Source organism: Spirabiliibacterium pneumoniae (assembly GCF_014884995.1).
Classification (GTDB): domain Bacteria; phylum Pseudomonadota; class Gammaproteobacteria; order Enterobacterales; family Pasteurellaceae; genus Spirabiliibacterium; species Spirabiliibacterium pneumoniae.
The window spans coordinates 155,734-177,421 of record NZ_JABMII010000006.1 but is presented as its reverse complement, the minus strand read 5'-3'; the positions used below and the strand labels follow the sequence as shown (position 1 = coordinate 177,421).

At 47.2% G+C, this 21,688-nt stretch carries 20 protein-coding genes and 1 riboswitch; of the genes, 10 read left to right on the top strand and 10 right to left on the bottom strand.

All coding sequences use genetic code 11. From position 1 onward, the window contains the following. Positions 1 to 21: 21 nt before the first annotated feature. The 3 genes from ileS to murJ all read right to left on the bottom strand — a co-directional run bounded on the left by ileS (position 22) and on the right by murJ (position 5,510). Complete coding sequence (gene ileS / locus HPC38_RS05960) at positions 22 to 2,823, bottom strand: isoleucine--tRNA ligase (RefSeq protein ID WP_208120368.1); 2,802 nt, start codon at positions 2,821 to 2,823, stop codon at positions 22 to 24. Positions 2,824 to 2,874: 51 nt separating this feature from the next. Beyond that, complete coding sequence (gene ribF / locus HPC38_RS05955) at positions 2,875 to 3,855, bottom strand: bifunctional riboflavin kinase/FAD synthetase (RefSeq protein ID WP_208120367.1); 981 nt, start codon at positions 3,853 to 3,855, stop codon at positions 2,875 to 2,877. A gap of 83 nt (positions 3,856 to 3,938) precedes the next feature. Continuing rightward, entirely contained in the window at positions 3,939 to 5,510 is a 1,572-nt protein-coding gene (gene murJ / locus HPC38_RS05950; RefSeq protein ID WP_208120366.1) for a murein biosynthesis integral membrane protein MurJ, read from the bottom strand. 285 nt (positions 5,511 to 5,795) lie between these two features. On the opposite strand from murJ, the gene rpsT reads away from it, so the two are divergent. Then, the gene (rpsT, locus tag HPC38_RS05945; RefSeq protein WP_208120365.1) at positions 5,796 to 6,062 is read left to right on the top strand and encodes a 30S ribosomal protein S20; all 267 of its coding nucleotides are present in this window, start codon (positions 5,796 to 5,798) and stop codon (positions 6,060 to 6,062) included. 572 nt (positions 6,063 to 6,634) lie between these two features. Here rpsT and HPC38_RS05940 read toward each other — a convergent pair. Continuing rightward, the gene (locus HPC38_RS05940; RefSeq protein WP_208120364.1) at positions 6,635 to 7,147 is read right to left on the bottom strand and encodes a hypothetical protein; all 513 of its coding nucleotides are present in this window, start codon (positions 7,145 to 7,147) and stop codon (positions 6,635 to 6,637) included. Positions 7,148 to 7,220: 73 nt separating this feature from the next. Continuing rightward, positions 7,221 to 7,874, bottom strand: coding sequence for a YtjB family periplasmic protein (locus HPC38_RS05935; RefSeq protein ID WP_208120363.1), 654 nt, complete (start codon positions 7,872 to 7,874; stop codon positions 7,221 to 7,223). A gap of 101 nt (positions 7,875 to 7,975) precedes the next feature. On the opposite strand from HPC38_RS05935, the gene serB reads away from it, so the two are divergent. Genes serB through HPC38_RS05920 form a run of 3 tightly spaced genes read left to right on the top strand, consistent with a single transcriptional unit; the run spans position 7,976 to position 9,612 of the window. Continuing rightward, a complete protein-coding gene (serB, locus tag HPC38_RS05930) occupies positions 7,976 to 8,926 on the top strand; it encodes a phosphoserine phosphatase SerB (RefSeq protein ID WP_208120362.1) in 951 nt (316 codons plus the stop codon). 24 nt (positions 8,927 to 8,950) lie between these two features. Further along, positions 8,951 to 9,442 carry a YajQ family cyclic di-GMP-binding protein gene (locus tag HPC38_RS05925; protein ID WP_208120361.1) on the top strand — a complete coding sequence of 164 codons (492 nt, stop codon included), beginning with the start codon at positions 8,951 to 8,953 and terminating at the stop codon, positions 9,440 to 9,442. Positions 9,443 to 9,450: 8 nt separating this feature from the next. After that, positions 9,451 to 9,612: a DUF5363 domain-containing protein gene (locus HPC38_RS05920; RefSeq protein ID WP_208120360.1), complete on the top strand. Its 162-nt coding sequence runs from the start codon at positions 9,451 to 9,453 to the stop codon at positions 9,610 to 9,612. Positions 9,613 to 9,637: 25 nt separating this feature from the next. Here the strand turns inward: HPC38_RS05920 and nadE are convergent, their stop codons facing one another. Together nadE and HPC38_RS05910 are read right to left on the bottom strand one after the other, a co-directional pair. After that, entirely contained in the window at positions 9,638 to 10,381 is a 744-nt protein-coding gene (gene nadE / locus HPC38_RS05915) for an NAD(+) synthase (protein WP_208120359.1), read from the bottom strand. Continuing rightward, positions 10,378 to 11,814: a nicotinate phosphoribosyltransferase gene (locus tag HPC38_RS05910; RefSeq protein WP_208120358.1), complete on the bottom strand. Its 1,437-nt coding sequence runs from the start codon at positions 11,812 to 11,814 to the stop codon at positions 10,378 to 10,380. The genes nadE and HPC38_RS05910 overlap by 4 nt, the downstream gene beginning before the upstream one ends. Positions 11,815 to 12,042: 228 nt before the next feature. Between HPC38_RS05910 and HPC38_RS05905 the strand changes: the two genes are divergently transcribed. From HPC38_RS05905 to thiE, 4 genes are all read left to right on the top strand, one after another. Then, positions 12,043 to 13,524 (top strand): carbon starvation CstA family protein, encoded by a 1,482-nt coding sequence (locus tag HPC38_RS05905; RefSeq protein WP_208120357.1) that lies wholly within the window; start codon positions 12,043 to 12,045, stop codon positions 13,522 to 13,524. 94 nt (positions 13,525 to 13,618) lie between these two features. Continuing rightward, positions 13,619 to 13,709: riboswitch (TPP riboswitch) on the top strand. Positions 13,710 to 13,922: 213 nt separating this feature from the next. Beyond that, a complete protein-coding gene (gene thiM / locus HPC38_RS05900) occupies positions 13,923 to 14,714 on the top strand; it encodes a hydroxyethylthiazole kinase (RefSeq protein WP_208120356.1) in 792 nt (263 codons plus the stop codon). Beyond that, complete coding sequence (gene thiD, locus HPC38_RS05895) at positions 14,704 to 15,522, top strand: bifunctional hydroxymethylpyrimidine kinase/phosphomethylpyrimidine kinase (RefSeq protein ID WP_208120355.1); 819 nt, start codon at positions 14,704 to 14,706, stop codon at positions 15,520 to 15,522. The genes thiM and thiD overlap by 11 nt, the downstream gene beginning before the upstream one ends. A 1-nt stretch (position 15,523) precedes the next feature. Further along, complete coding sequence (gene thiE, locus HPC38_RS05890; RefSeq protein ID WP_208120354.1) at positions 15,524 to 16,180, top strand: thiamine phosphate synthase; 657 nt, start codon at positions 15,524 to 15,526, stop codon at positions 16,178 to 16,180. Positions 16,181 to 16,420: 240 nt separating this feature from the next. On the opposite strand, the gene gap is transcribed toward thiE, so the two are convergent. Next, complete coding sequence (gene gap / locus HPC38_RS05885; protein ID WP_208120353.1) at positions 16,421 to 17,440, bottom strand: type I glyceraldehyde-3-phosphate dehydrogenase; 1,020 nt, start codon at positions 17,438 to 17,440, stop codon at positions 16,421 to 16,423. Between the two features lie 373 nt (positions 17,441 to 17,813). Between gap and nhaB the strand changes: the two genes are divergently transcribed. Together nhaB and dsbB are read left to right on the top strand one after the other, a co-directional pair. Further along, a complete protein-coding gene (nhaB, locus tag HPC38_RS05880) occupies positions 17,814 to 19,361 on the top strand; it encodes a sodium/proton antiporter NhaB (RefSeq protein WP_208120352.1) in 1,548 nt (515 codons plus the stop codon). Positions 19,362 to 19,370: 9 nt separating this feature from the next. Beyond that, complete coding sequence (gene dsbB / locus HPC38_RS05875; RefSeq protein WP_208120351.1) at positions 19,371 to 19,907, top strand: disulfide bond formation protein DsbB; 537 nt, start codon at positions 19,371 to 19,373, stop codon at positions 19,905 to 19,907. A 62-nt stretch (positions 19,908 to 19,969) separates the two neighbouring features. Here dsbB and cpdA read toward each other — a convergent pair whose 3' ends face one another. Further along, a complete protein-coding gene (cpdA, locus tag HPC38_RS05870) occupies positions 19,970 to 20,800 on the bottom strand; it encodes a 3',5'-cyclic-AMP phosphodiesterase (protein WP_208120350.1) in 831 nt (276 codons plus the stop codon). A 139-nt stretch (positions 20,801 to 20,939) separates the two neighbouring features. Next, positions 20,940 to 21,566: an NUDIX domain-containing protein gene (locus tag HPC38_RS05865; RefSeq protein WP_208120349.1), complete on the bottom strand. Its 627-nt coding sequence runs from the start codon at positions 21,564 to 21,566 to the stop codon at positions 20,940 to 20,942. Positions 21,567 to 21,688: the final 122 nt, after the last annotated feature.

The window sequence follows — 21,688 nt, the reverse complement described above, 5'->3', positions numbered from 1 at the left end:
AGGGGCTTTCGCCCCTAGAGATTAAGCAAACTGGCGGTTTTCACCGCTGCCTGCAACGTTTTCTACGCAGCGTGCGCACAGTTGAGGGTGTTCGGCACTTTGCCCGATGGTGTCAGAATAGTGCCAGCAGCGCGGGCATTTTTCTGCGCTTGAGCGCACCACTTTCACCGCCAAGCCATGCAATTCACCTTCGCTGACATCGGCCTCACTTAATGGCTTGACTTGCGCTTTTGATGTGATGAAAACAAAACGCAATTCATCGCCGAGCTGTTCGAGCAGTGCACGCAATTCATCATTGGCGTAAACGGTGATTTCGGCTTCAAGAGCAGAACCAATCACTTTGTCATTGCGTGCTTGTTCTAACACGCGGTTGACTTCAGCACGCACGGTGAGAATTTGTTGCCAGTAGGCATCGTTCATCACGGTATCATCAAGGGCGAATAATCCATCGTAAAATTCTTCCGTGAAGACAAACTCGCCGCGTTCGCCAGGCAAATGTTGCCATACTTCATCGGCGGTAAACGAAAGAATTGGCGCAATCCAACGCACAGCAGCTTCGGCAATATGGTAAAGTGCGGTCTGACAACTGCGACGAGCGAGGCTGTCGGCTTTGGTGGTGTATTGGCGATCTTTGATGATATCGAGATAAAACGAGCCCATCTCAATTGAGAAGAAGCGCATTAAGCGTTGCACCACTTGGTGGAATTGATAGTTATCGTAACTGTTTTTGATCTCTTCTTGCGCCTGCAAAGCACAATCCACCGCCCAGCGGTCAAGGCTGATCATCTTCTCTTTGGCTACGCTGTCACGTGCTGGATCAAAGCCGTTGAGATTGGCGAGTAAAAAGCGCATGGTGTTGCGAATGCGGCGATAACTGTCGGCGGCACGTTTTAAAATTTCATCGGAAACGGTCATTTCACCCGTGTAGTCGGTGGACGCCACCCAAAGGCGAAGAATATCGCCACCGAATTTGTCCATCACCTCTTGTGGGGTGACAACATTACCGATGGATTTTGACATCTTGCGTCCTTGCCCGTCCACAGTGAAACCATGGGTGAGCACTTGGGTGTATGGCGCTTTGTTGTCGGTGGCTGTGGAAAGCATCAACGATGACATAAACCAGCCACGATGTTGATCCGAGCCTTCAAGGTACATATCGGCATGACGGTCTGCAAACTCTGGACGGTTGGCTACAACTGAGGAATAGGTTGAGCCAGAGTCGAACCACACGTCTAAGGTGTCTTGCACTTTGTGGTAGTGCGCGCTATCTTCGCCGAGTAATTCTTTGGCGTCAAGATCCCACCATGCTTGAATGCCGTCTTTTTCCACGCGTTTAGCTACCGCCTCGATAAATTCGTCCGTGCGTGGGTGAAGTTGCTCGGTTTCATTGTGAATAAACAACGGAATTGGCACACCCCATGTGCGTTGGCGTGAGATACACCAGTCTGGACGATTGGCCACCATCATTTCAATGCGTGCTTGCCCCCAATCTGGGATCCAACGCACACCTTTGATCTCTTCAAGTGCTTTGGCACGCAGGCCTTGGGTTTCCATGCCGATAAACCATTGTGGTGTAGCGCGGAAGATAATCGGTGTCTTGTGGCGCCAGCAGTGAGGATAACTATGGCTGATGTTTTCCACTTTTAATAGTGCGCCCACCTCGTCGAGTTTTTCCACCACTTTAGGATTGGCGGCAAACACTTCAAGACCTGCGAAAAATTCAGCTTTGGCGTTGAATTTGCCGTCGTTGCCGATCAATCCTGACATCGGCAAGTTGTAGCGTTGCGCCACTACAAAGTCGTCTTGACCGTGGTCTGGTGCCGTGTGTACCAAGCCAGTACCAGCATCATCGCCGACGTGATCGCCTAAAATCACTGGTACAGTGTAGTCATAAAACGGGTGTTGAAATTCCAGCAATTCCAAATCGCGGCCTTTTACGTTGCCAAGCACTTGATAATCTGCTGCATCAATGGCTTTCATCACGCTATCGACCAAATTGGCTGTGAGGATAAAGTAGCGACCCGCACTTTCAATTAATTGATAATCCAGCTCAGGGTGAACGGCAATAGCACGGTTAGATGGGATTGTCCACGGCGTGGTGGTCCAAATCACCGCCTGTACGTTGCCTTCGGCATTGGCGTTGAATTTGCTCAAAACCGCACTTTTATCCACCGCATTGAAAGCCACATAAATCGACGGTGACTTTTTGTCATAATATTCCACTTCCGCTTCCGCCAGCGCAGAGCCGCAATCCAAGCACCAATGCACAGGCTTAGAGCCTTTATATAAATGTCCATTGGCAATGGCTTTGCCGAGGGTGCGAATAATGTTCGCTTCGGTGTCGAAATTCATGGTGAGATACGGGTGCTCCCAATCTCCGAGCACACCTAGGCGGATAAAGTCTTTCTTTTGGCCTTCCACTTGCTCTTTGGCGTATTTCCGACATGCTTGACGAAACTCGGCGGCACTGACTTTGTCACCAGGTTTACCCACCAAGCCTTCTACTTTCAGCTCAATCGGCAAGCCGTGGCAGTCCCAGCCTGGCACATAAGGGCTGTCGAAGCCCAGTGCAGTTTTGGATTTAATAATAATATCTTTTAAAATTTTGTTTACAGCGTGGCCAATGTGGATGGTGCCGTTCGCATACGGGGGGCCGTCGTGCAGGATAAAGCTCTTTTTGCCTTTGCGGCTGGCGCGGATTTTCTGATAAAGATTTTTATCGTACCAATTTTGGAGCATTTTCGGTTCGCGTTTGGCTAAATCGCCGCGCATTGGGAAGTCAGTATGCGGCAAATTGAGCGTGTTTTTGTAGTCGGTTGTCATGTTCGTTGTCCACTTAAAACAAAATTAAAAGAATAAAAGATAATCGGCTAGTTATAGCGTTTTTTTAGGCGTTATGCAAACGTCTGACCGCACTTTGGTGTCTTTTTTATGAAAAAACTGTTTTGCTTTTTCTGCGTCTTGCCAAATTTGGGCTTTGAGCTGCTCAAGGCTGGCGAATTTCACCTCGGGGCGTAATTTGTGGTGAAAAATGACCTCAATGCTTTGCCCATAAAGTGAGTGCGAAAAATCAAATAGATGCACTTCCAAAAGTGGGCGTGAAAGCCCGTCCACCGTTGGGCGATTGCCCATGTTCGCCACGCCAAAATAGCGCCCTTGGCGGGTAGCCACCTCGACGGCATAAACGCCTTGGATAGGAATAACTTTGCGGTTTAAAAACACATTCGCCGTTGGAAAGCCAATGGTGCGCCCGAGTTTTTTACCATGCACCACGCGCCCATGAACGGCATAAGGCCGCCCAAGCATGCTTTGTGCCAGCGGTAAGTTATCTTGCGCGAGGGCATGGCGAATTAAGGTGGAGCTGATGCGCTGTTCGCCTTGCATAAAGCTAGCGTTATCTTGCACGGCAAAGCCATATTGTGCGCCTGCCTGTTTGAGAGTGCTGAAATCCCCTGCGCGTTGCGCACCGAAACGGAAATCATCACCGATAATTAAATGCTTAACGTTCAATTTTTGCAGCAAGATCGTGCGAATAAAGGCATCTGGCGTGAGAGTGGCAAAAGTGCGGTCAAAGCGCAGACATAACAGATAATCGACGGCGGTGGTTTGCATAAACCGCACTTTGTCACGCAATCGCATCAGCCGCGCGGGCGTGTGCTCAACGGGGGCAAAAAATTCGTTCGGTTGCGGCTCAAAAATCAGCACCACCGAAGGCAGGGCGAGCCGTTTGGCACATTCGCTCAACTGCGTTAAAATCGCCTGATGCCCACGATGGCAGCCATCAAAATTGCCAATGGTGAGCACACAGCCTTGTGCAAAGTGCGGTAGATTATATAAGCCACGAATCAGTTGCATGGAGAACTCAATCAATTAAAAATGGCGTCATTATAGCGCATTCTCACCCTGCGGTGAATGCCAACGTAACCGCACTTTGCCCACTATGCGCCGTTGAGGTCACGCTTTTTAATGCGCAGTAGCGCCAACATCACGAAATAGGTCAATACCGCCACCAAAATCAGCCATGCCAGCCAGTGCACACGGGTAAAAAACGTCATTGTGGCCCACACTTCCAACGGTGGGCAGAAATATAAAATCGTCGCCCCCATCACCAACGCTGCTAGCACAATTTTAAGCAAGAAAACCGCACTTTGGCGTGAAAAGCGATACACCTGAGCTTGGTGCAGGCCGCGATAGAGCAGTGCTGCGTTGAGCGTGGCAGACATGGCAGAGGCCATCGCCAGCCCGACATAGCTAAACGGAATCGCCAGCAAATTAAAGCCCATATTGCTGACCATGGCGATAATGCCAAAACGTACGGGCGTTTTGGTGTCTTGGCGGGCGTAGTAGCCATTGGCGAGAATTTTGATCAGCATAAAGCTCAGCAGCCCCGCGTTGAACGCCCACAGCGAATACGACGCGGCTTGCACATCATTGAGCGCAAACTCTCCCCGCATAAATAACACCATCATCATTGGTTGCGCCAGCACCGCAATGCCGATCATTGCAGGCACGCCAAGTAGCAAAATCATACGCACGCCCCAGTCCATCGTGGTGCGAAAGTTTTGCTCGGCGCTGAGCTGGTCGCTTGCACGGTTGACGTGGTGGCGCGAAAGGGTGGGCAAAATCACCGTGGAAATTGCAATGCCGAACAATCCCAGCGGAAATTCAAGTAAGCGGTCGGAATAATACAGCCAGCTAATCGAGCCCGTCATCAAAAAACTGGCGATGAAGGTATCGAGCAATAAATTGATTTGGCTGACCGACACACCAAAAAGGGCGGGGATCATGAGCGTGCGGATTTTTTTCACGCCAGGGTCATTCCACGCCCATTTCGGTTTAACCAGCAAATTGGCCTGTTTTAAAAATGGAATTTGGAACAAAAATTGCAGCAAGCCACCTAAAAATATCCCAATCGCCAACGCAATATCAGGGCTGTCAAAGTGCGGTGCGAGAAAAAGCGCACTGGCGATCATCGCGATGTTAAGCAGCACGGGCGAAAAGGCCATCACGCCAAATTTGCCGATGGTGTTTAAAATCGCGCCCGAGAGCGCCACCAAGGTGATGAACCACAAATACGGGAAGGTGATGCGTAGCAAAAACGAGGCCTGCACATATTTTTCGCCGTCCGCGCCGCCGTTGACCCAATCTAAAAACCAGCCAGTGCCGAAAATCGCCGCCACCACGGGCGAGCCAATCATGGCCACCGCCGTGACCACCGCCACCAGCCCACCGAGGGTGCCGTTGACTTTGGCGATGAATTCTTGCGTTTGGGTTAAATCGCCCTCTTTGCGGTATTCCGCCAGCACGGGGATAAACGCCTGAGAAAACGCGCCTTCAGCAAACAAGCGGCGCAAAAAGTTTGGGATTCGGTTGGCAAACAAGAAAACATCCGCCGTGGCGCCCGCGCCGATAATGTTGGCGATCACCACATCACGAATGAGGCCTAACACGCGTGAAAGCAGGGTCATAACGCTGACCACCATGCCTGATTTTAAAAGTCCTTTGCTCAAAACTGCACTCTTCAATAATTAGCCAATAGCGTCATTGTATAGAAAATTTCGCTTTTCGCTATATTCTCGCGCAAAAAACTGTTAAAATGCTGCCCACATCGTCAAAATGGAGAAAGGCACACGCAGGCCACGTTTTGAAGGTGGTTTTTCGGTTGTGTCTCACCGAACCAACATTGGCCCACGCCAATTTGAATAAATTCATTGACAAGCGCATAAAAAAAAGGCATATTTTACGACCTTATTTTTATGTCTTAATTTTTTACAGAAATTCTTGGGAGTTTGACCTTGGCTAATATCAAGTCAGCTAAAAAACGTGCGATTCAATCTGAAAAACGCCGTCAACACAATGCAAGCCATCGCTCTATGATGCGCACTTACATCAAAAAAGTTTACGCTGCAGTAGAAGCGGGCGAAAAAGAAGCTGCGCAAGCCGCTTATCTTGAAATGCAAAAAGTTGTGGACAGAATGGCATCTAAAGGCTTAATCCACAAAAATAAAGCTGCAAACCACAAATCAAAATTAAGCGCTCAAATCAAAAAATTAGCCGCTTAATTACTTTTATTTATCGCAAAAACCGCACTTTTAAAGTGCGGTTTTTTTTATGCACTAACAACCAAAGTGCGGTCAGACCGCACTTTGGTTGTTAGTGCAGGATACAGATTCATTTTGCATAAGTGAAAGAAAAAATTTTGTACAGAAAATGTTGAGAGAAACCCCTATTTATGGGGCTTTATTGTATTTGTGGAGTGGCTATGTAAAAAAGGATTTTTGAAAATGGTCAGAAATGGGCGGAAAGTGCATCTTATGCTGCATACTTATTAACAGGCAAGATCAAAAGTGGCCAATATCCATATTACCGTCATAAGGTACATAAACAGGAATGCCGTCGATAAACACAGACATACGACCACATGCGAGTAAGTTTTACTCGTTGCGTGCACATACCCTTTGCATTCAAGGGTTAAGTCCGAAAGCACTTTCGCTATTTCAGCGATGTTAGTCATATTATTGCGTTGCTGTTCATCTTGATTAACACGCACCGTGCTTAAATCAGAGATTTTTCATCCACAACTTCAATTTGTCCAAGTTCAAATACTTGAGCGGCGGCGGGCAGACAAGCTAGGCTAATGTCCGCGTACAGGAGAGTTGTTTTCATAAGATTTTTCTTTTGGGTTTACAGAAAAGCAGAGATAGAGTGCAATGGAGACAACGGAGAAAATTTTCTCGTCGTTGGTTGGGAAATTGTCACGCAACGGGCGATCGGGCGCACACAGGGTAATATTGGCTGCGTGCAAGGCGTGTTCAAGGCTTTGAAAGCTCAGGCCGAGTTGTTGCGCCAGGGCGTGTGGCGTGACGTTCCCACAGGTGGTGATGAGACGATCGAGATTACAAAAGCTCGGATAACGGCTTTTGAGCACGAGATCGCGAAATTGAGAGGTAATTTTGAGTGCTTTATTTTTGCGACTATATATATGCAACACAAGGCTTGTGACTAACAACATAGCAAATCCTAAATGTACGCTAAGTAGCCATGGTTGCCAGCCAAGATAAAGTGCCACGCCACTGATGACAATGCCGAATAAGCCGATTGTCAATGCACACAGCAAGATAAATTTATACGCCACCTTGACTTTCATTTCATACCTCTTGTTATATATTTTTTAATATAACGATTTATTATAAAATGAACTATGGAATAAAGCAAAACGGCTATTTTATGCGCCGACGGTTGGCATGAAAGCGCAGGGCAGGGCTTTTTTGTTGTGGCAAATATCGATTAGGACGACGAAAAGGCATAATGTGTACTTTTTTATGCCAAAAGTGCAGGCTACTGGCAAAAATTGCCCCGCACAAAAACACGATGATCAGCTGGGCATACAGTTGATGGAATAAATGATTGAGTTTTACAGATGGTGCTTGTGAATATTGTATATCAAAACTCACGCGCAGATAGCCCTGCAAGCCTGCAGCGTTGGTAATCGGCTCAACGATTTGTTGTTGATTAGGGGATTGCATTTTCAAGCGTGTTTCGTTGAAAGGCTGCTCCCCCGCGCTGGCTAAAATGGCGCCGTTACTGGCGTAAAGCGTGGCGTCAAGGGCAAAATCTTGCTGACAAAATTCAGCCAAGCTGGCATTAAGCATATCTTGGCTGGCGGTGTTGGCGAGCAGCACTGAAAGCAAATTGGCTTGTTGGCGTACCAGCGCATGGGAGAGATGCGAAACTTGTGCATTGCCAGAGAGCTGAGAGCCTAATTTGAATTGTTTTAAGCCTAAAAACACCATCGACAAAATCAGCGCACACAGCGTTATAATGCTGATAAACAGCGCCATTTTGCTCAAGTTTGATCGATTTAGGGTTAACATAGCGCCTCTTTTTCTGCTCGTGTTGATTTGGGGATTGTAACACGAAATTGAATCAGGTAATCTAGGCTGAATTTGCCAGTAGCCGTATTGTGGAGTGAAAAATGCCTAACGTCAATTCCCTTAGTCAATCTCACTTTGCGTTGTCACAGCCTGTTGCATTGAATGGGCATGGTCAACCAAGGGCTGATGCACCAATGGCCGTGCTTTATGGCAAGGCATTAACGTTTGATCAGTTGACCGCACTTTTTAGCGAAAGCCAAAGTGCGGTTGCCTTGTGTGATACTTTTGTGCTGCAAGGCGTGGCGTGCGCGATTGTGCGTGGCGAATGGGCCGCCCTTGATGATAAGTTGACCGCACTTGCGCTGGATTTTGCGCCACTGGCTAACATCCCTGATTTCAACCAGCCAGGTTTGCTGGTGATGGATATGGATTCGACCGCCATTGAAATTGAGTGCATTGATGAAATCGCCAAGCTGGCAGGCACAGGCGACGAAGTGGCACGAATTACGGAAAGCGCAATGCGGGGCGAATTGGATTTTGCACAAAGTCTGCGCAAGCGTGTTGCCACGCTCAAGGGCGCAGATGAGGCTATTTTGGCCAAAGTGCGGTCAACTTTGCCCTTAATGCCTGGGCTTGAGACGCTGATTGCGCAACTGCACGCTCACGGCTGGCACGCGGCCATCGCCTCGGGAGGTTTTACCTATTTTGCCGATTTTTTAAAAGACAAGCTCGGTTTGCTTGCAGCGGTCTCCAATCGCTTTGAGATTATCAATGGCAAATTGACAGGGCAGGTGCAAGGCGATATTGTCGATGCCACTTATAAAGCCAACACATTAAACGCACTGCGTGAGCAGCTAGGGCTTGCAAAATCGCAGGTGATCGCCATCGGTGACGGCGCGAATGATTTAGCTATGATGGCGCAAGCTGGCCTTGGCATTGCCTATCACGCGAAACCCAAAGTGCAGCAACAAGCAGAGATTAAAGTGAATTTTTGTGATTTGACCGCACTTTTGATTTTGCTCACCGCCAAACAGCGCAGCAGCAATCTATGATTGAGTTATATTGAAGGAGTAGCTATGCCATCATTTGATATTGTTTCTGAAGTGACCGCCCATGAAATTAAAAATGCGGTTGATAACGCCAACCGCGATTTGGGCAATCGTTGGGATTTTAAAAATGTGGAAGCGTCTATCACGCTCAACGAAAAAGAGTTGTTAATCAATGTTAGCAGTGAATCAGACTTCCAAGTGGAGCAATTGTTAGACATTTTGCGTAACGCCATGATGAAACGCGGTATTGAGCAAGCTAGCCTTGATGTGAGCGAAAACCTTGAGCACAGCGGCAAAATTTACAGCAAGTCAGTCAAGGTGAAACAAGGGATCGAAACAGACATGGCGAAAAAGCTGACCAAGCTCATCAAAGACGCCAAACTCAAAGTGCAAACCCAAATTCAAGGCGATCAAGTGCGGGTGAGTGGTAAATCCCGTGATGAATTGCAAGCGGTGATTCAGCTGGTGAAAAATGCCGAGCTGGGGCAGCCATTTCAATTTAATAATTTCCGTGATTAGGAGCGTGTATGACAGAGTCTGTGGAGAAAAAGGGCCTTTTTCGCCGATTGTTAGACAAATACAACGAGCTTTGCAAAGACCTTAACGTTGACAACGGTGGCTGCCGCCGCTGTGTGCCTGTTATTAAGCAAGACCCTGAACCTGAAGCAAAAGCGCGTGATCAAAAGTAAAGTGCGGTTGACCGCACTTTGCTGATTAGTCCAATGCTTTTTCAGGTGATGGGGGCAGCATGCGTTTATGCCGTGAGCGGTTGTGCCAATAGGCGATCCGCGCTTGCACCGCATCGCTGACCTTTTCACCCCGCAAAAAGGCATCGAGTTCGGCATAACTAAAGCCTAGCTCGCCTTCGTCGGTTTGCCCTTCCCACAAGCCCGCACTCGGTGCTTTATCAATAATCGGCTGTGGCACGCCAAGGGTGCACGCGAGTTGATAAACTTGCTCTTTGCGAAGGCGCGCCAGTGGCAACACATCAGCTGCGCCATCGCCAAATTTAGTGAAATAGCCCGTGTAGGATTCGGCTAAATTGTCCGTGCCAATCACCACCGCACGGTGGCTTTGCGCCAGCGTGTATAGCGTGACCATTCTCAGCCGCGCCATTAAGTTGCCATACAACACATTTTCTCGCTCAGGGGTGGGGTTGACCGCACTTTGAATATTGTCCCATACCGCGTCATACATCGGCTGGATCGAGATCACCTCGCCTTTCAGCTTAAGATCGTCTAATATCAGCTGCGCATGGGTGAGATCTTGCGGATTGTTGACATCCGTTGGGAGCATATACACATACACTGGCGCCCCCGTTTGGGCGGCAAGATATAAACACACCGCCGAGTCAATTCCGCCACTTAAGCCGAGCACATACCCGTCAAGCTGATAAAGCGTTTTGCGTTGTTGTTCGAGCCAATCAACGAGGTAGTTGCAGTAATCTTGGGTGTTCATAGCATTTGTCCTGTGTGTTGTTCAATTAAATCCTGTTTGAGTTGCCATAGCGCCTGGGATAGGTCAACGTAATAGCCGTGCGGATTTTCAAGCCGTTTCACCTCATCCCATAGGCTGTGCAAGTCCGCTTTCGCCTGCAAACGTGCTTGCTCAAGGGTATTGATGGTGCCTACACGCTTACCCTCTCGCCACACACACTGTAACATCGGCTTGGCGGTAAAATGGGTGATGCGTTTTTTCTTCCACGGGTTGAGTGGGTCAAAGAGAATGTAAGGCGCATTTTCATCAATCACTTCATCGCGCAGCGTCACCAAATCCGCAATCGCCATCGCTTTTTGATCATATAAGCGATAAACCTGCTTAAAGCCTGGCGTGGTTGTTTTGATGGCATTTTCGCTGAGTTTGATTTTTGGGATTATTTCCCCGTTTTTCTCTAATGATACAATTTTATACACCCCACCAAACACTGGCTCACTGCGCGCAGTGATAAGCCGCTCACCCACGCCAAAGGCATCGATTGCGGCATGTTGAGTGGTGAGATCTTTAATCAAATATTCATCCAGTGAGTTTGAAACCATAATTTGCGTTTGCTGCAAGCCTGCTTCATCAAGCAGCTTGCGCGCTTGCGTGCTGAGATACGCCAAATCGCCACTGTCTATACGAATGCCTTTCAGCGTGTGCCCAAGGGGTGCGAGAATGTCACGCTGCACTTTGATGGCATTTGGAATGCCTTGGCGTAAGGTGTCATAAGTGTCTACTAATAACACGGTGTTGGTGGGGTAACATTTGGCGTAGGCCGCAAAAGCATCGTATTCACTGTCGAAACTTTGCACATAGGCATGCGCCATCGTACCCACTGCGGGCACACCAAAGGTGAGTTCTGCTTGGGTGTTGGCGGAGCCTGCAATGCCGCCAATATAGGCTGCGCGTGCGCCAAGCAATGCGGCATCAGCGCCATGCGCGCGGCGTGCGCCAAACTCAAACACGGGGCGAGTGCCCGCTTGGGTGCAAATGCGTGCAGCTTTAGTGGCAATTAAGGATTGATGATTGAGATGAATTAACAGCATGGTTTCTAATAACTGGCAGTCAATCAGTGGCGCGCGTACGGTCACCACGGGTTCATTGGGGAAAATAATGCTGCCCTCAGGAAAAGCATAAATTTCGCCACGAAAGTGGAAATCGTTTAAATAGGCTAGAAAATCCTCACTTAACCCGCCTTTTTGGCGTAAAAAAGCAATATCCTCCTCACTAAAACGCAGCTTCTCGACAAACGCCAAAAGTGCGGTTAGCCCTGCGAAAACGGCATAACCGCCGTTGTCAGGCACGCGGCGGAAATAGTAATCAAACACCGCCCACTCATGGGTTCGGCCTTGCTCAAAGTAGCTGTTTGCCATGCTAAGCTCATAGTAGTCCATTAATAATGCGTTACTCATAGTTCACCTGTGTTGGTTGTTTGCCTCCACCATAGGCATACAACCGCACTTTGTCAACGCCGTTGTGCGCTTATTTCTTCTGCAGTGCAGGGTAAGAAATGTGTGTTTTGTCACATTTTTGATATAAATTTGCCGAGATTTGTTTACATCTGTTTTACAGCAAAAAATTTCTGTTAGAATTCCCCCGACTTACCTGTTTTCTTAATCCCTTATCTAGAGGTCGAAATTATGCTGTGGTTTTTATGTTGTCTTGGCTTATTGCTAGCGGGATACTTTATTTATGGCTCAATCGTAGAGCGTATCTTTAAAATCAATCCAAAACGCGCAACACCCGCTCATCAGTTGGGTGATGGTGTGGATTATGTGCCGATGTCAAAGCGTAAAATTTGGCTTATCCAGTTGCTGAATATTGCTGGAACAGGTCCGATTTTTGGGCCAATTTTGGGTGCCTTGTATGGCCCTGTTGCGATGGTGTGGATTGTGTTTGGCTGCATTTTCGCAGGTGCTGTACACGATTATTTCTCTGGCATGCTCAGTGTGCGCAATGGTGGTTCGTCGGTGCCGAATTTGTCAGGCAAATATTTAGGCCGCCCAGTTAAACACTTTATGAATATTTTGGCATTATTGCTACTGGTGTTGGTCGGTGTGGTCTTTGTGGTTAGCCCTGCTGCATTGTTGACCAACATCACACAAGATAACTACGGTGCAAGCGCTGGTTGGGCGCAACCGCAAGTGTTGATGATTTGGACTGCGATTATCTTTGTTTACTACATCATTGCCACACTGGTGCCTATTGATAAAATCATCGGTCGAGTTTATCCGCTCTTCGGCGCATTATTGCTGTTTATGTCATTTGGTATGTTCTTCGCCTTGTTGTTTGAGGATAAATCGCTTTTCCACAGTGTTGGCGGTATGAGTTTGGATAAAATCTTCCAAAACTTCTCACCAAAAGATCTGCCAATTTGGCCACTGTTGTTTGTAACCATCGCGTGTGGTGCGGTGTCTGGTTTCCACGCCACTCAATCACCGTTGATGGCACGTTGTATGGAAAATGAAAAAGAAGGTCGTTTCGTATTCTATGGTGCGATGATTGGCGAAGGGGTGATTGCCTTGATTTGGTGTTCTGTTGGCTTAACATTCTATGACAGCCCAGCCCTAATGCAACAAGCGATTGACGTAGGTACACCAGCGAAGGTGGTCTATGATTCGGCTACGCACATGCTGGGCATGTTTGGTGGTTTATTAGCGGTGCTTGGTGTGGTTGTGTTGCCGATTACGTCAGGGGATACTTCATTTCGTGCGGCACGTTTGATCATTGCGGAATTCTTCAAATTAGATCAACGCAACATTATGAAACGCTTGATTATTGCTATTCCACTGTTTGTGATCGGCTTTATCATTTCTAAAGTGGATTTTGGTGTCATTTGGCGTTACTTCGGTTGGGCGAACCAAACCACCGCCATGGTGATGTTGTGGACGGCAGGTGCCTATCTCTATCGCTATGGCAAGTTCCACTGGATTTGCACAATCCCTGCTATTTTTATGACCATGGTGAGTGCGACTTACCTCGCTTACGCCCCAATTGGTTTCCACCTGCCATACGGCATTGCTGTGTGGGTTGGTGTGGCATTAACAGTTGCTGCTGTATTCTGCTTCTTCTTCCTCTTAAAACCGATCGCCAAAGGTGATCCTGATTCCGAAATGGCATAATGAGTTATATGGATTAAAGGCTGCTTAGGCAGCCTTTTTTATGCTCGGCGTGTAAAAAAATTATTGTAATTTAACGCCACTGCTTGTACATTATCTCCATTAGTCGGGGTGCAGTTTGCTGCTGAGATGATACCCGTGAACCTGATACAGTTAACACTGACGTAGGAAACTAACCATGCAAATAAGCCAATCTTACCCCCCGATCTGCATAACACTCACGCGCGCTTTACATTGCGGTTAAACAGCGTGAACGCATTATCCGTTAATGATCTTTGCTTACTGTAAGCAATCGTGTCTTCATAATATATGCTTGCCTCATTTTTAAATGCTCAATGGCTTATCAAAATGGTGCGGCGATTGAGCCAATAGCTATATAATTATCGGAGAAATAACACAAAATGGACTATTTATCTCACATTCGCGCTAAAAATCCGTTAGTATTAAATATCACAAACGTGGTGGTGAGTAATTTTGTTGCCAATGGGCTGTTGGCGCTGGGCGCTTCACCGATAATGTCGAACGCGAAGGAGGAAATGCCCGCGTTGACCGCACTTTGCCAAGCGTTGGTGATTAACATCGGTACACTCACCCGTGATCAAGTTGTGGCGATGCGTGTGGCAGGCAGGCGTGCGAATGAATGCGGCATTCCTGTAGTGCTTGACCCAGTTGGTGTGGGCGCGAGTGCTTTCCGCTTGGAAACGGTCAACACCCTGCTGGCGGAGATTCGCTTTACAGCAATTCGCGGGAATGCGGGTGAGATCGCCACTTTGGTTGGCGCGCAGTGGCAAAGCAAAGGCGTGGATGCGGGCACAGGCGAGGGCGATGTGGCAGAGATGGCAAGCAGCGTGGCCAATCGCTATCAATGCGTTGTGGTGGTCAGTGGCGCGGTGGATGTGATCAGCGACGGCACACGCATCGCGCGCGTGAGCAACGGCACGCCGCTGTTCCCACGCATCACAGGCTCTGGCTGCTTGCTCAGTGCAGTGTGTGGTGCCTACTTAGCCCTTAGCAAAGAGGACCACTTTCATGCCTTGTGGCAGGCGTGTCGTGATTATGCCATTGCAGGCCAGCGCGCAGCACAGGGTTTGCGTGCCCACCAATGCGGGCAGTTTGTAGTGGCGTTGTTAGACAGTTTGGCTGAGATTAATCCTGCCACCATAAAGCAAGAGGAAAAGGTTGATGTTAAATAGAATTAAGCAAGCTCTCACCGTAGCTGGTTCGGATAGCGGCGGCGGTGCAGGCATTCAAGCCGATTTAAAAACCTTTCAAATGCGAGAGGTTTATGGCATGAGTGTGATTTGTGCTGTCACGGCGCAAAATACCCATGGCGTGAGTGCCATTCACTCTGTGCCGATCGATATTATTTTGGCGCAGTTGCAAGCTATTAATGAAGATTTTAATCCGAGTGCGTGCAAAGTGGGCATGCTGGGCACGCAATCGGTGATTGAAGCGGTGGCAGAAAAACTGTGCACCTGCCGTTTTGGCCCGATTGTGGTTGACCCAGTCATGGTCGCAAAAGGTGGTTCACGCTTGCTCGATAAAAGTGCGGTCAGCGCGCTGAGTGCGTTGATGGTGCCGTTATCAGATGTGATCACACCAAATTTGCCTGAGGCATATGCGCTCACGGGCATTGAGGTGGTGGACAAGCTTTCAGCCACTAAAGCGGCATTGATTTTGCAATCGATGGGTGCTAAAACCGTGGTGATCAAAGGCGGGCATAGCCAAGAGAGTAAAAGCAAAAAGTGCTGTGATTGGGTGTTTACCGACACGGGCGACTTTGAACTTGAAGCGCCGCGCGTGCTCACCCGCCACACCCACGGCACAGGCTGCACGTTCTCCGCGTGTATTGCCGCTGAGCTGGCCAAAGGTGTGGCGCAAGAGGAGGCCATTCGCACCGCCAAAGCCTTTATCACCGCCGCCATCAGTCACCCACTGAATATTGGCCACGGGCATGGCCCAACCAATCATTGGGCGTATGTTGAGCGAAAAAGGAGATAGTATGAATGTGCGCGAAATGCTGCGCGCCTATTTTGTGGCGGGCAGTCAAGATTTTAAACAGGCGACAAATCGCCCGCAAGCGTTGCTTGACTGCCTTGAGCAAGCCTTAAAGTGCGGTTTGACGTGTTATCAATTTCGTGAAAAAGGCGCAGGCGCGCTGCAACATCGCGACGACATTATGCACCTGGCCAAAGCCGCACAGGCCTTGTGTCAGCGTTATCACGTTCCTTTTTTTATTGATGATGATCTCCAACTGGCGTTAACCCTGCACGCCGATGGCATTCACGTGGGGCAAGGCGATATGCCCATTCTTGAGCTGATTGCACGCGTGCAAGGGCGCATGTTGGTGGGGCTTTCAACCCATAATATCGCACAGTTTAGCGCCGCAAATACTATTTCAGGGATTGATTATTGTGGCTTTGGGCCGATTTTCCCAACCCAATCTAAGCCAGATGCCGACCCAGCGGTGGGCGTTGAGGCTATCCGCGCGGTGCGTGCTGCGGGGCTTGAGAAACCGATGGTGGCCATTGGCGGCATTCGTTCAGAAGATGCGGTCACCATTCGCGCGGCGGGTGCGGATGGCGTAGCAGTAATTTCTGCTATTGCCCAAAGTGGTGATGTGCCACGCACGCTGGCACAGCTGCTAGCAACTAAGTAAGCAGGCTACTTTTGCCCGTATTCGAGAGAGTAATCAACGCGTTAGGGAACGGCTCAAACAGGGTTTAACTTAGGCTATACGACTCTTGATGATCTATAGCCTAGAAAAATAGCCAAACAAAAAATGCTTAATGCGTTGATACAGTAGAAAATAGACTAAAGTGCGGTTTGATGACCGCACTTTGCTTTTTTGGGGTAAAAAAATACCGCACTTTAGTGCGGTATTTTCGAGCACAAGGGATTAGCCTTTGTAATCGTAGACGTGTTTAACAAGGTCTAATACTTTGTTTGAGTAACCAGTTTCGTTGTCATACCAAGAAACGAGTTTCACGAAAGTATCAGTCAATGCGATACCAGCGTCTGCGTCGAATACAGAGGTGCAGACTTCACCGTTGAAGTCAGTTGAAACAACAGCATCTTCAGTGTAGCCCAATACGCCTTTTAATTCACCGTTGAAAGTTTTACCTTCAGCCGCGTCTTTCAGTGCTTTTTTGATTTCGTCGTAGCTTGCGCCTTTTTCAAGGTTCACAGTCAAGTCAACAACAGATACGTTTGGAGTAGGTACGCGGAATGCCATACCAGTTAATTTACCATTGAGTGCTGGCAATACTTTACCTACTGCTTTAGCAGCACCAGTTGATGATGGGATGATGTTTTGGCTTGCACCGCGGCCGCCGCGCCAGTCTTTCATTGATGGGCCGTCAACAGTTTTTTGAGTTGCAGTGGTAGCGTGAACGGTAGTCATTAAGCCGTCTTTAATACCAAAAGTTTCGTGGATAACACGGGCTAATGGTGCTAGGCAGTTTGTAGTACAAGAGGCGTTAGAAACGATGTCTTGGCCTTTGTAGTCATTGAAGTTTACGCCGCGAACGAACATTGGAGTGCTGTCTTTTGAAGGGCCAGTTAAAACCACTTTTTTAGCGCCCGCTGTGATGTGTTTACGTGCAGTTTCATCAGTTAAGAACAAACCAGTTGCTTCAACGGCAACATCAACACCCAGTTCAGCCCAGTTCAAGTTTGCAGGGTCACGTTCTGAAGTTACACGGATTTTTTTGCCGTCAACAACAAGGTGACCGTCTTGTACTTCAACTTTACCTTCAAAGCGACCGTGAGTTGAGTCGTATTTCAACATGTACGCCATGTAGTCAACGTCGATCAGGTCGTTGATACCAACTACTTCGATATCATCACGTTTTGCAGCAGCACGAAATACGATACGGCCGATACGACCAAAACCGTTAATACCAATTTTAATTGCCATAAGATTTTTACCTTTGGTTAGTTTAACAAAATTACTACAACACCCAGAGGTTCAGGGAAAATAGAACCGATCACCTTGATGCTGTAACTGTGTGAAGTATATCACAAATTGAATGCTATCTGAAACAATAAAAAATTGAGAAAAATCAAGACAGCCGAAAATAAAATGATCCATAATATCGCTGTTTTTTGAAACAAAAACAGAGTTTCATATTTGTCGGTATACTTATTAGCAATAAAAATGTGACAGACTTAACACTTTTTTTATGCGGATAAATAAACACTTATTTTTTTTCGTCAGATGACTAAAATAAGAGGCCTACCCATAAAGATAACAATACATTTCACCCCTAGATGATTATTAGGATTAGACAATGGATATGAGCAGTGCATTTCTACGCAACTTTTTAGGGAAAAGTCCAGATTGGTATAAAACTACCATTATGCTATTTTTGGTGCTAAACCCGATTCTCTTTTTCTTCGTAAGCCCCTTTATCGCAGGCTGGGCGCTAGTAATTGAATTTATTTTCACTTTGGCGATGGCTTTAAAATGCTACCCTCTACAAGCGGGTGGATTGTTGGTGATCGAAGCACTTTTCATTGGTATGACCACGCCAGAGCATGTTTACCATGAAGTGGTGGCGAATATGGAGGTGCTATTGCTGTTGATGTTTATGGTAGCAGGGATTTTCTTTATGAAAGATTTGCTACTATTTGTATTTACCAAACTGTTGTTGGTAGTGCGCTCTAAAAAACTGCTTTCGTTGTCTTTTTGTGCCAGTGCGGCGTTTTTGTCCGCATTTTTGGACGCGCTGACTGTGGTGGCAGTGATTATCAGTGTTGGTACAGGTTTTTATGCGGTTTATCATAAAGTTGCGTCAGGTTATCACTTTGATGACGAGCATGGCGATTTGCTCAATGATCAAAGCATTACTAAACGCCGAAATACGTTGGAGCAATTCCGTGGCTTTTTACGCAGCCTGATGATGCACTCGGGTGTGGGCACGGCACTAGGTGGTGTGATGACAATGGTGGGTGAACCGCAAAATTTAATTATCGCAGAGCGTGTGCAGTGGGGCTTTGGTGAATTTTTCTTGCGCATGTTGCCTGTGACATTGCCTGTACTCATCTGTGGCTTGCTGACTTGTGTAGCATTGGAAAAATTCAAAGTGTTTGGTTATGGCGATCGCTTGCCACAAAAAGTGTGGGTGGTACTTGCGCGTTTCCAACAAGCACAAAACAAAAAACTTACCCCACAAGATAAAATGAAACTCTGCGTTCAGGCGCTTGCTGGAATTTGGTTGATTATCGGGCTTGCATTCCACCTTGCTGCGGTAGGGTTAATTGGTTTAAGTGTGATTATTTTTGCAACCGCACTTTGTGGCATTACTGAAGAAAGTGCGTTAGGGAAAGCCTTTGAAGAATCGTTGCCATTCACCGCACTTTTAGTGGTGTTTTTCTCTGTAGTGGCTGTGATTGTGGATCAAGAATTATTCCAACCCATTATTCATCTCGTGCTGCACGCTTCCGATGAAACGCAACTGGCACTATTTTATATCTTCAATGGTGTGCTTTCCGCCATTTCTGATAACGTGTTCGTCGGCACCGTGTACATCAATGAAGCCAAAGCCGCATTGCAATCTGGCGTGATTGCCCAAGAGCAGTTTGAAATGATTGCTGTGGCAATTAACACAGGGACGAATCTGCCATCGGTTGCTACACCAAACGGACAAGCTGCATTTTTATTCTTATTAACCTCATCATTTGCACCACTGATTCGTTTATCTTATGGTAAGATGGTGTATATGGCGCTGCCTTATACTATTGTGTTGTCGATGGTGGGCTTGGCGTGTGTCGAATTGGTATTGCCAACCGTGATGCATTGGTTTGAAATGCTGGGTTGGATTGTAACACCGTTATAAGGATCGTGAATGTTAGGTTATCTCAAGCGAATTTCTCTTAGCCGTTTTAGTTGGTTTTTGGTTTTACTCTCAGCCCTCGCGTTCGAAGGTGTCGGCTTGTATTTCCAACACGTTAAACAACTCGACCCGTGCGTTATGTGCATTTATGAACGGGTGGCATTCGCCGGCATCGCTCTGGCAGGTTTGCTTGGATGGCTTGCGCCACGCTGGGTGTTAGTGCGTATTCTCGCGCTTGCCTTAGGGCTTTTCTGCGCGGTTAAAGGCTTATTATTGGCGATTAAACACGTTGATTTTCAGCTCAATCCCGCACCGTGGAATCAATGCCCATTAACGGTGCAATTTCCTAGAACATTGCCGTTGGATCAGTGGTTACCACAAGTCTTTCAAGCCAGCGGCCCATGCAGTGAGATTAAATGGCAATGGCTAGGCTTTTCGATGCCACAATGGCTGATCGTGGTATTTGGGGTCTATATTGTAGTCTTTGCTTTTGTCGCGCTTAGTCAGTTTAAGCGACACAGAGTAAGCAGCCGCTCACTGTTTCGTTAACGAGATTGAGATAATTCAAAACCGCACTTTGTATCAAAGTGCGGTTTTATTTTGGGCGTTGATTAATAACCAGAAATATTCAAATCGGGTACAAATAAGTTATCTTTAATGCGCTGCACTTGCGTTTCCACGCGGCCGTCTTCATACAGTGCAAATTCACGCCAGCCAGGTGGCAACACGCCGAGGCTGAAGTTGTAACTGTCGGATTTAAATTGAATACACGTTGATGGCGTTGTCATGATCGGGTAGTCATACCATTGGCTGTCCATCGCGTGGTGGATGTGGCCTGAGATAATGCCTTTGATTTTATGGTGCCCTCGCAGGCAGCTTAAAAATTCTGAAGCATTGCGCAGATTGTGCTGATCGAGCCAAGCGGAGCGGGTCGGCACAATGTGGTGGTGCAACACCACCAAAGTGTAGCGATCAGGGTATTGCGCCAGTTTAGCTTGTAGCCAATCGAGCTGGTATTGGTTGAGATAGCCGTGAGGGACATTAAGCACTTGGCTATCGAGCATCAAAATCTGCCAATGATCATTGATTAAAATGTGTTTCAACGGTGAGATTAGTGGTGCGAAATGGGCAAGCTCTTCGACCATGTGTGGCTGAAAATCATGATTACCTGGAATCCAAAAAACAGGCTTGTTCAATGCACAGATTTCTTCGCCAAAATAGCGATAGCCTTCACGGGAGCTGTCTTGGACTAAGTCGCCTGTGGCGAGCACGAATTCAAAGGCAAAAGTGCGGTTTTTAATTTCGTTTAACACCGCTGTATAACTTTCAAAGGTGTTAATCCCTAAAAGTTGTGCATTTTTATCAGCAAACAAATGACAGTCCGAGAGCTGAATAAAGCGCACGGGGGATGTTTGCGATTGGTGAATAAAAGCCGTTTTCACAAAGTACCTATAGTTTTATAAAATAACGTGATTCAAGCAAATAAGATAATCAGTTTTATAAATAAGTCAGTCTTTTTCTCATAAAAGTGTGCCTGAACGCACATTTTTCGTTAATTTTTTGCTGAAATTTCGAGATATATCACTTTTTTAGCCAACGTTTTTGTAGTGATTGATAGTTCAGCTGTAGCCATTGCAAGCCCATCACAGCAATAGCATTATCAATTCGCCCGTTTTTCAGTCCTTGATAGGCTTCTTCGCGCGGAATAACGTGCACTTGGATGTCTTCATTTTCACAGCTTAAGCCATAAAGCCCACCAACATTAGCAGTATTTACTTTGCCAGCAAACATATGAATACGTTCGGTGATGCCGCCTGGGCTATCCCATACACTCATAACGTGTTCTACCTCATCAATGTGTAATCCTGCTTCTTCAAAAGCTTCACGTTTTGCTACTTCAGCGGGTTTTTCTCCGCTTTCCACCATTCCCGCAACCAATTCCAGCAACCACGGTGAGCGCGTTTTGTCACCGATGTAGGCACCAATGCGCACTTGTTCGACCATCACTACAGTATCATGTTCAGGATCGTAGGCAATGACCGCAGCCGCTTCACCTTTGTCTAACAGTTCGCGACGCACCAAGCCACTTTCGCCACCTGCGAAGAGTTTATGCTTAAAATCAATCGTATAAAGTTTGAAGAAACCATCATAGACGAGGGTTTCTTTTTCAATGTGCAGATCTCCAGGCCCAAATTGTGCTATTTTCATAATGAATCCCGTAAAAAATAATTATTAGTGTACCAAATTTCTGCTTATTTTTACTTACATTTCTGACTTTTTTGTGTAAAATGAACGTTCGTTCATAAGAACAAAATGACATAGTAGAGAAT

Bases quoted from the DNA above. Each gene is read 5' to 3' on its own strand.
- HPC38_RS05940 (WP_208120364.1), bottom strand. From the start codon at position 7,147: ATGAAAGTCAAGGTGGCGTATAAATTTATCTTGCTGTGTGCATTGACA.
- HPC38_RS05865 (WP_208120349.1), bottom strand. From the start codon at position 21,566: ATGAAAATAGCACAATTTGGGCCTGGAGATCTGCACATTGAAAAAGAA.
- HPC38_RS05910 (WP_208120358.1), bottom strand. From the start codon at position 11,814: ATGAGTAACGCATTATTAATGGACTACTATGAGCTTAGCATGGCAAAC.
- nhaB (WP_208120352.1), top strand. From the start codon at position 17,814: ATGGATATGAGCAGTGCATTTCTACGCAACTTTTTAGGGAAAAGTCCA.
- serB (WP_208120362.1), top strand. From the start codon at position 7,976: ATGCCTAACGTCAATTCCCTTAGTCAATCTCACTTTGCGTTGTCACAG.
- dsbB (WP_208120351.1), top strand. From the start codon at position 19,371: ATGTTAGGTTATCTCAAGCGAATTTCTCTTAGCCGTTTTAGTTGGTTT.
- ribF (WP_208120367.1), bottom strand. From the start codon at position 3,855: ATGCAACTGATTCGTGGCTTATATAATCTACCGCACTTTGCACAAGGC.
- thiE (WP_208120354.1), top strand. From the start codon at position 15,524: ATGAATGTGCGCGAAATGCTGCGCGCCTATTTTGTGGCGGGCAGTCAA.
- thiD (WP_208120355.1), top strand. From the start codon at position 14,704: ATGTTAAATAGAATTAAGCAAGCTCTCACCGTAGCTGGTTCGGATAGC.
- HPC38_RS05935 (WP_208120363.1), bottom strand. From the start codon at position 7,874: ATGTTAACCCTAAATCGATCAAACTTGAGCAAAATGGCGCTGTTTATC.
- HPC38_RS05920 (WP_208120360.1), top strand. From the start codon at position 9,451: ATGACAGAGTCTGTGGAGAAAAAGGGCCTTTTTCGCCGATTGTTAGAC.
- ileS (WP_208120368.1), bottom strand. From the start codon at position 2,823: ATGACAACCGACTACAAAAACACGCTCAATTTGCCGCATACTGACTTC.
- gap (WP_208120353.1), bottom strand. From the start codon at position 17,440: ATGGCAATTAAAATTGGTATTAACGGTTTTGGTCGTATCGGCCGTATC.
- HPC38_RS05905 (WP_208120357.1), top strand. From the start codon at position 12,043: ATGCTGTGGTTTTTATGTTGTCTTGGCTTATTGCTAGCGGGATACTTT.
- nadE (WP_208120359.1), bottom strand. From the start codon at position 10,381: ATGAACACCCAAGATTACTGCAACTACCTCGTTGATTGGCTCGAACAA.
- thiM (WP_208120356.1), top strand. From the start codon at position 13,923: ATGGACTATTTATCTCACATTCGCGCTAAAAATCCGTTAGTATTAAAT.
- HPC38_RS05925 (WP_208120361.1), top strand. From the start codon at position 8,951: ATGCCATCATTTGATATTGTTTCTGAAGTGACCGCCCATGAAATTAAA.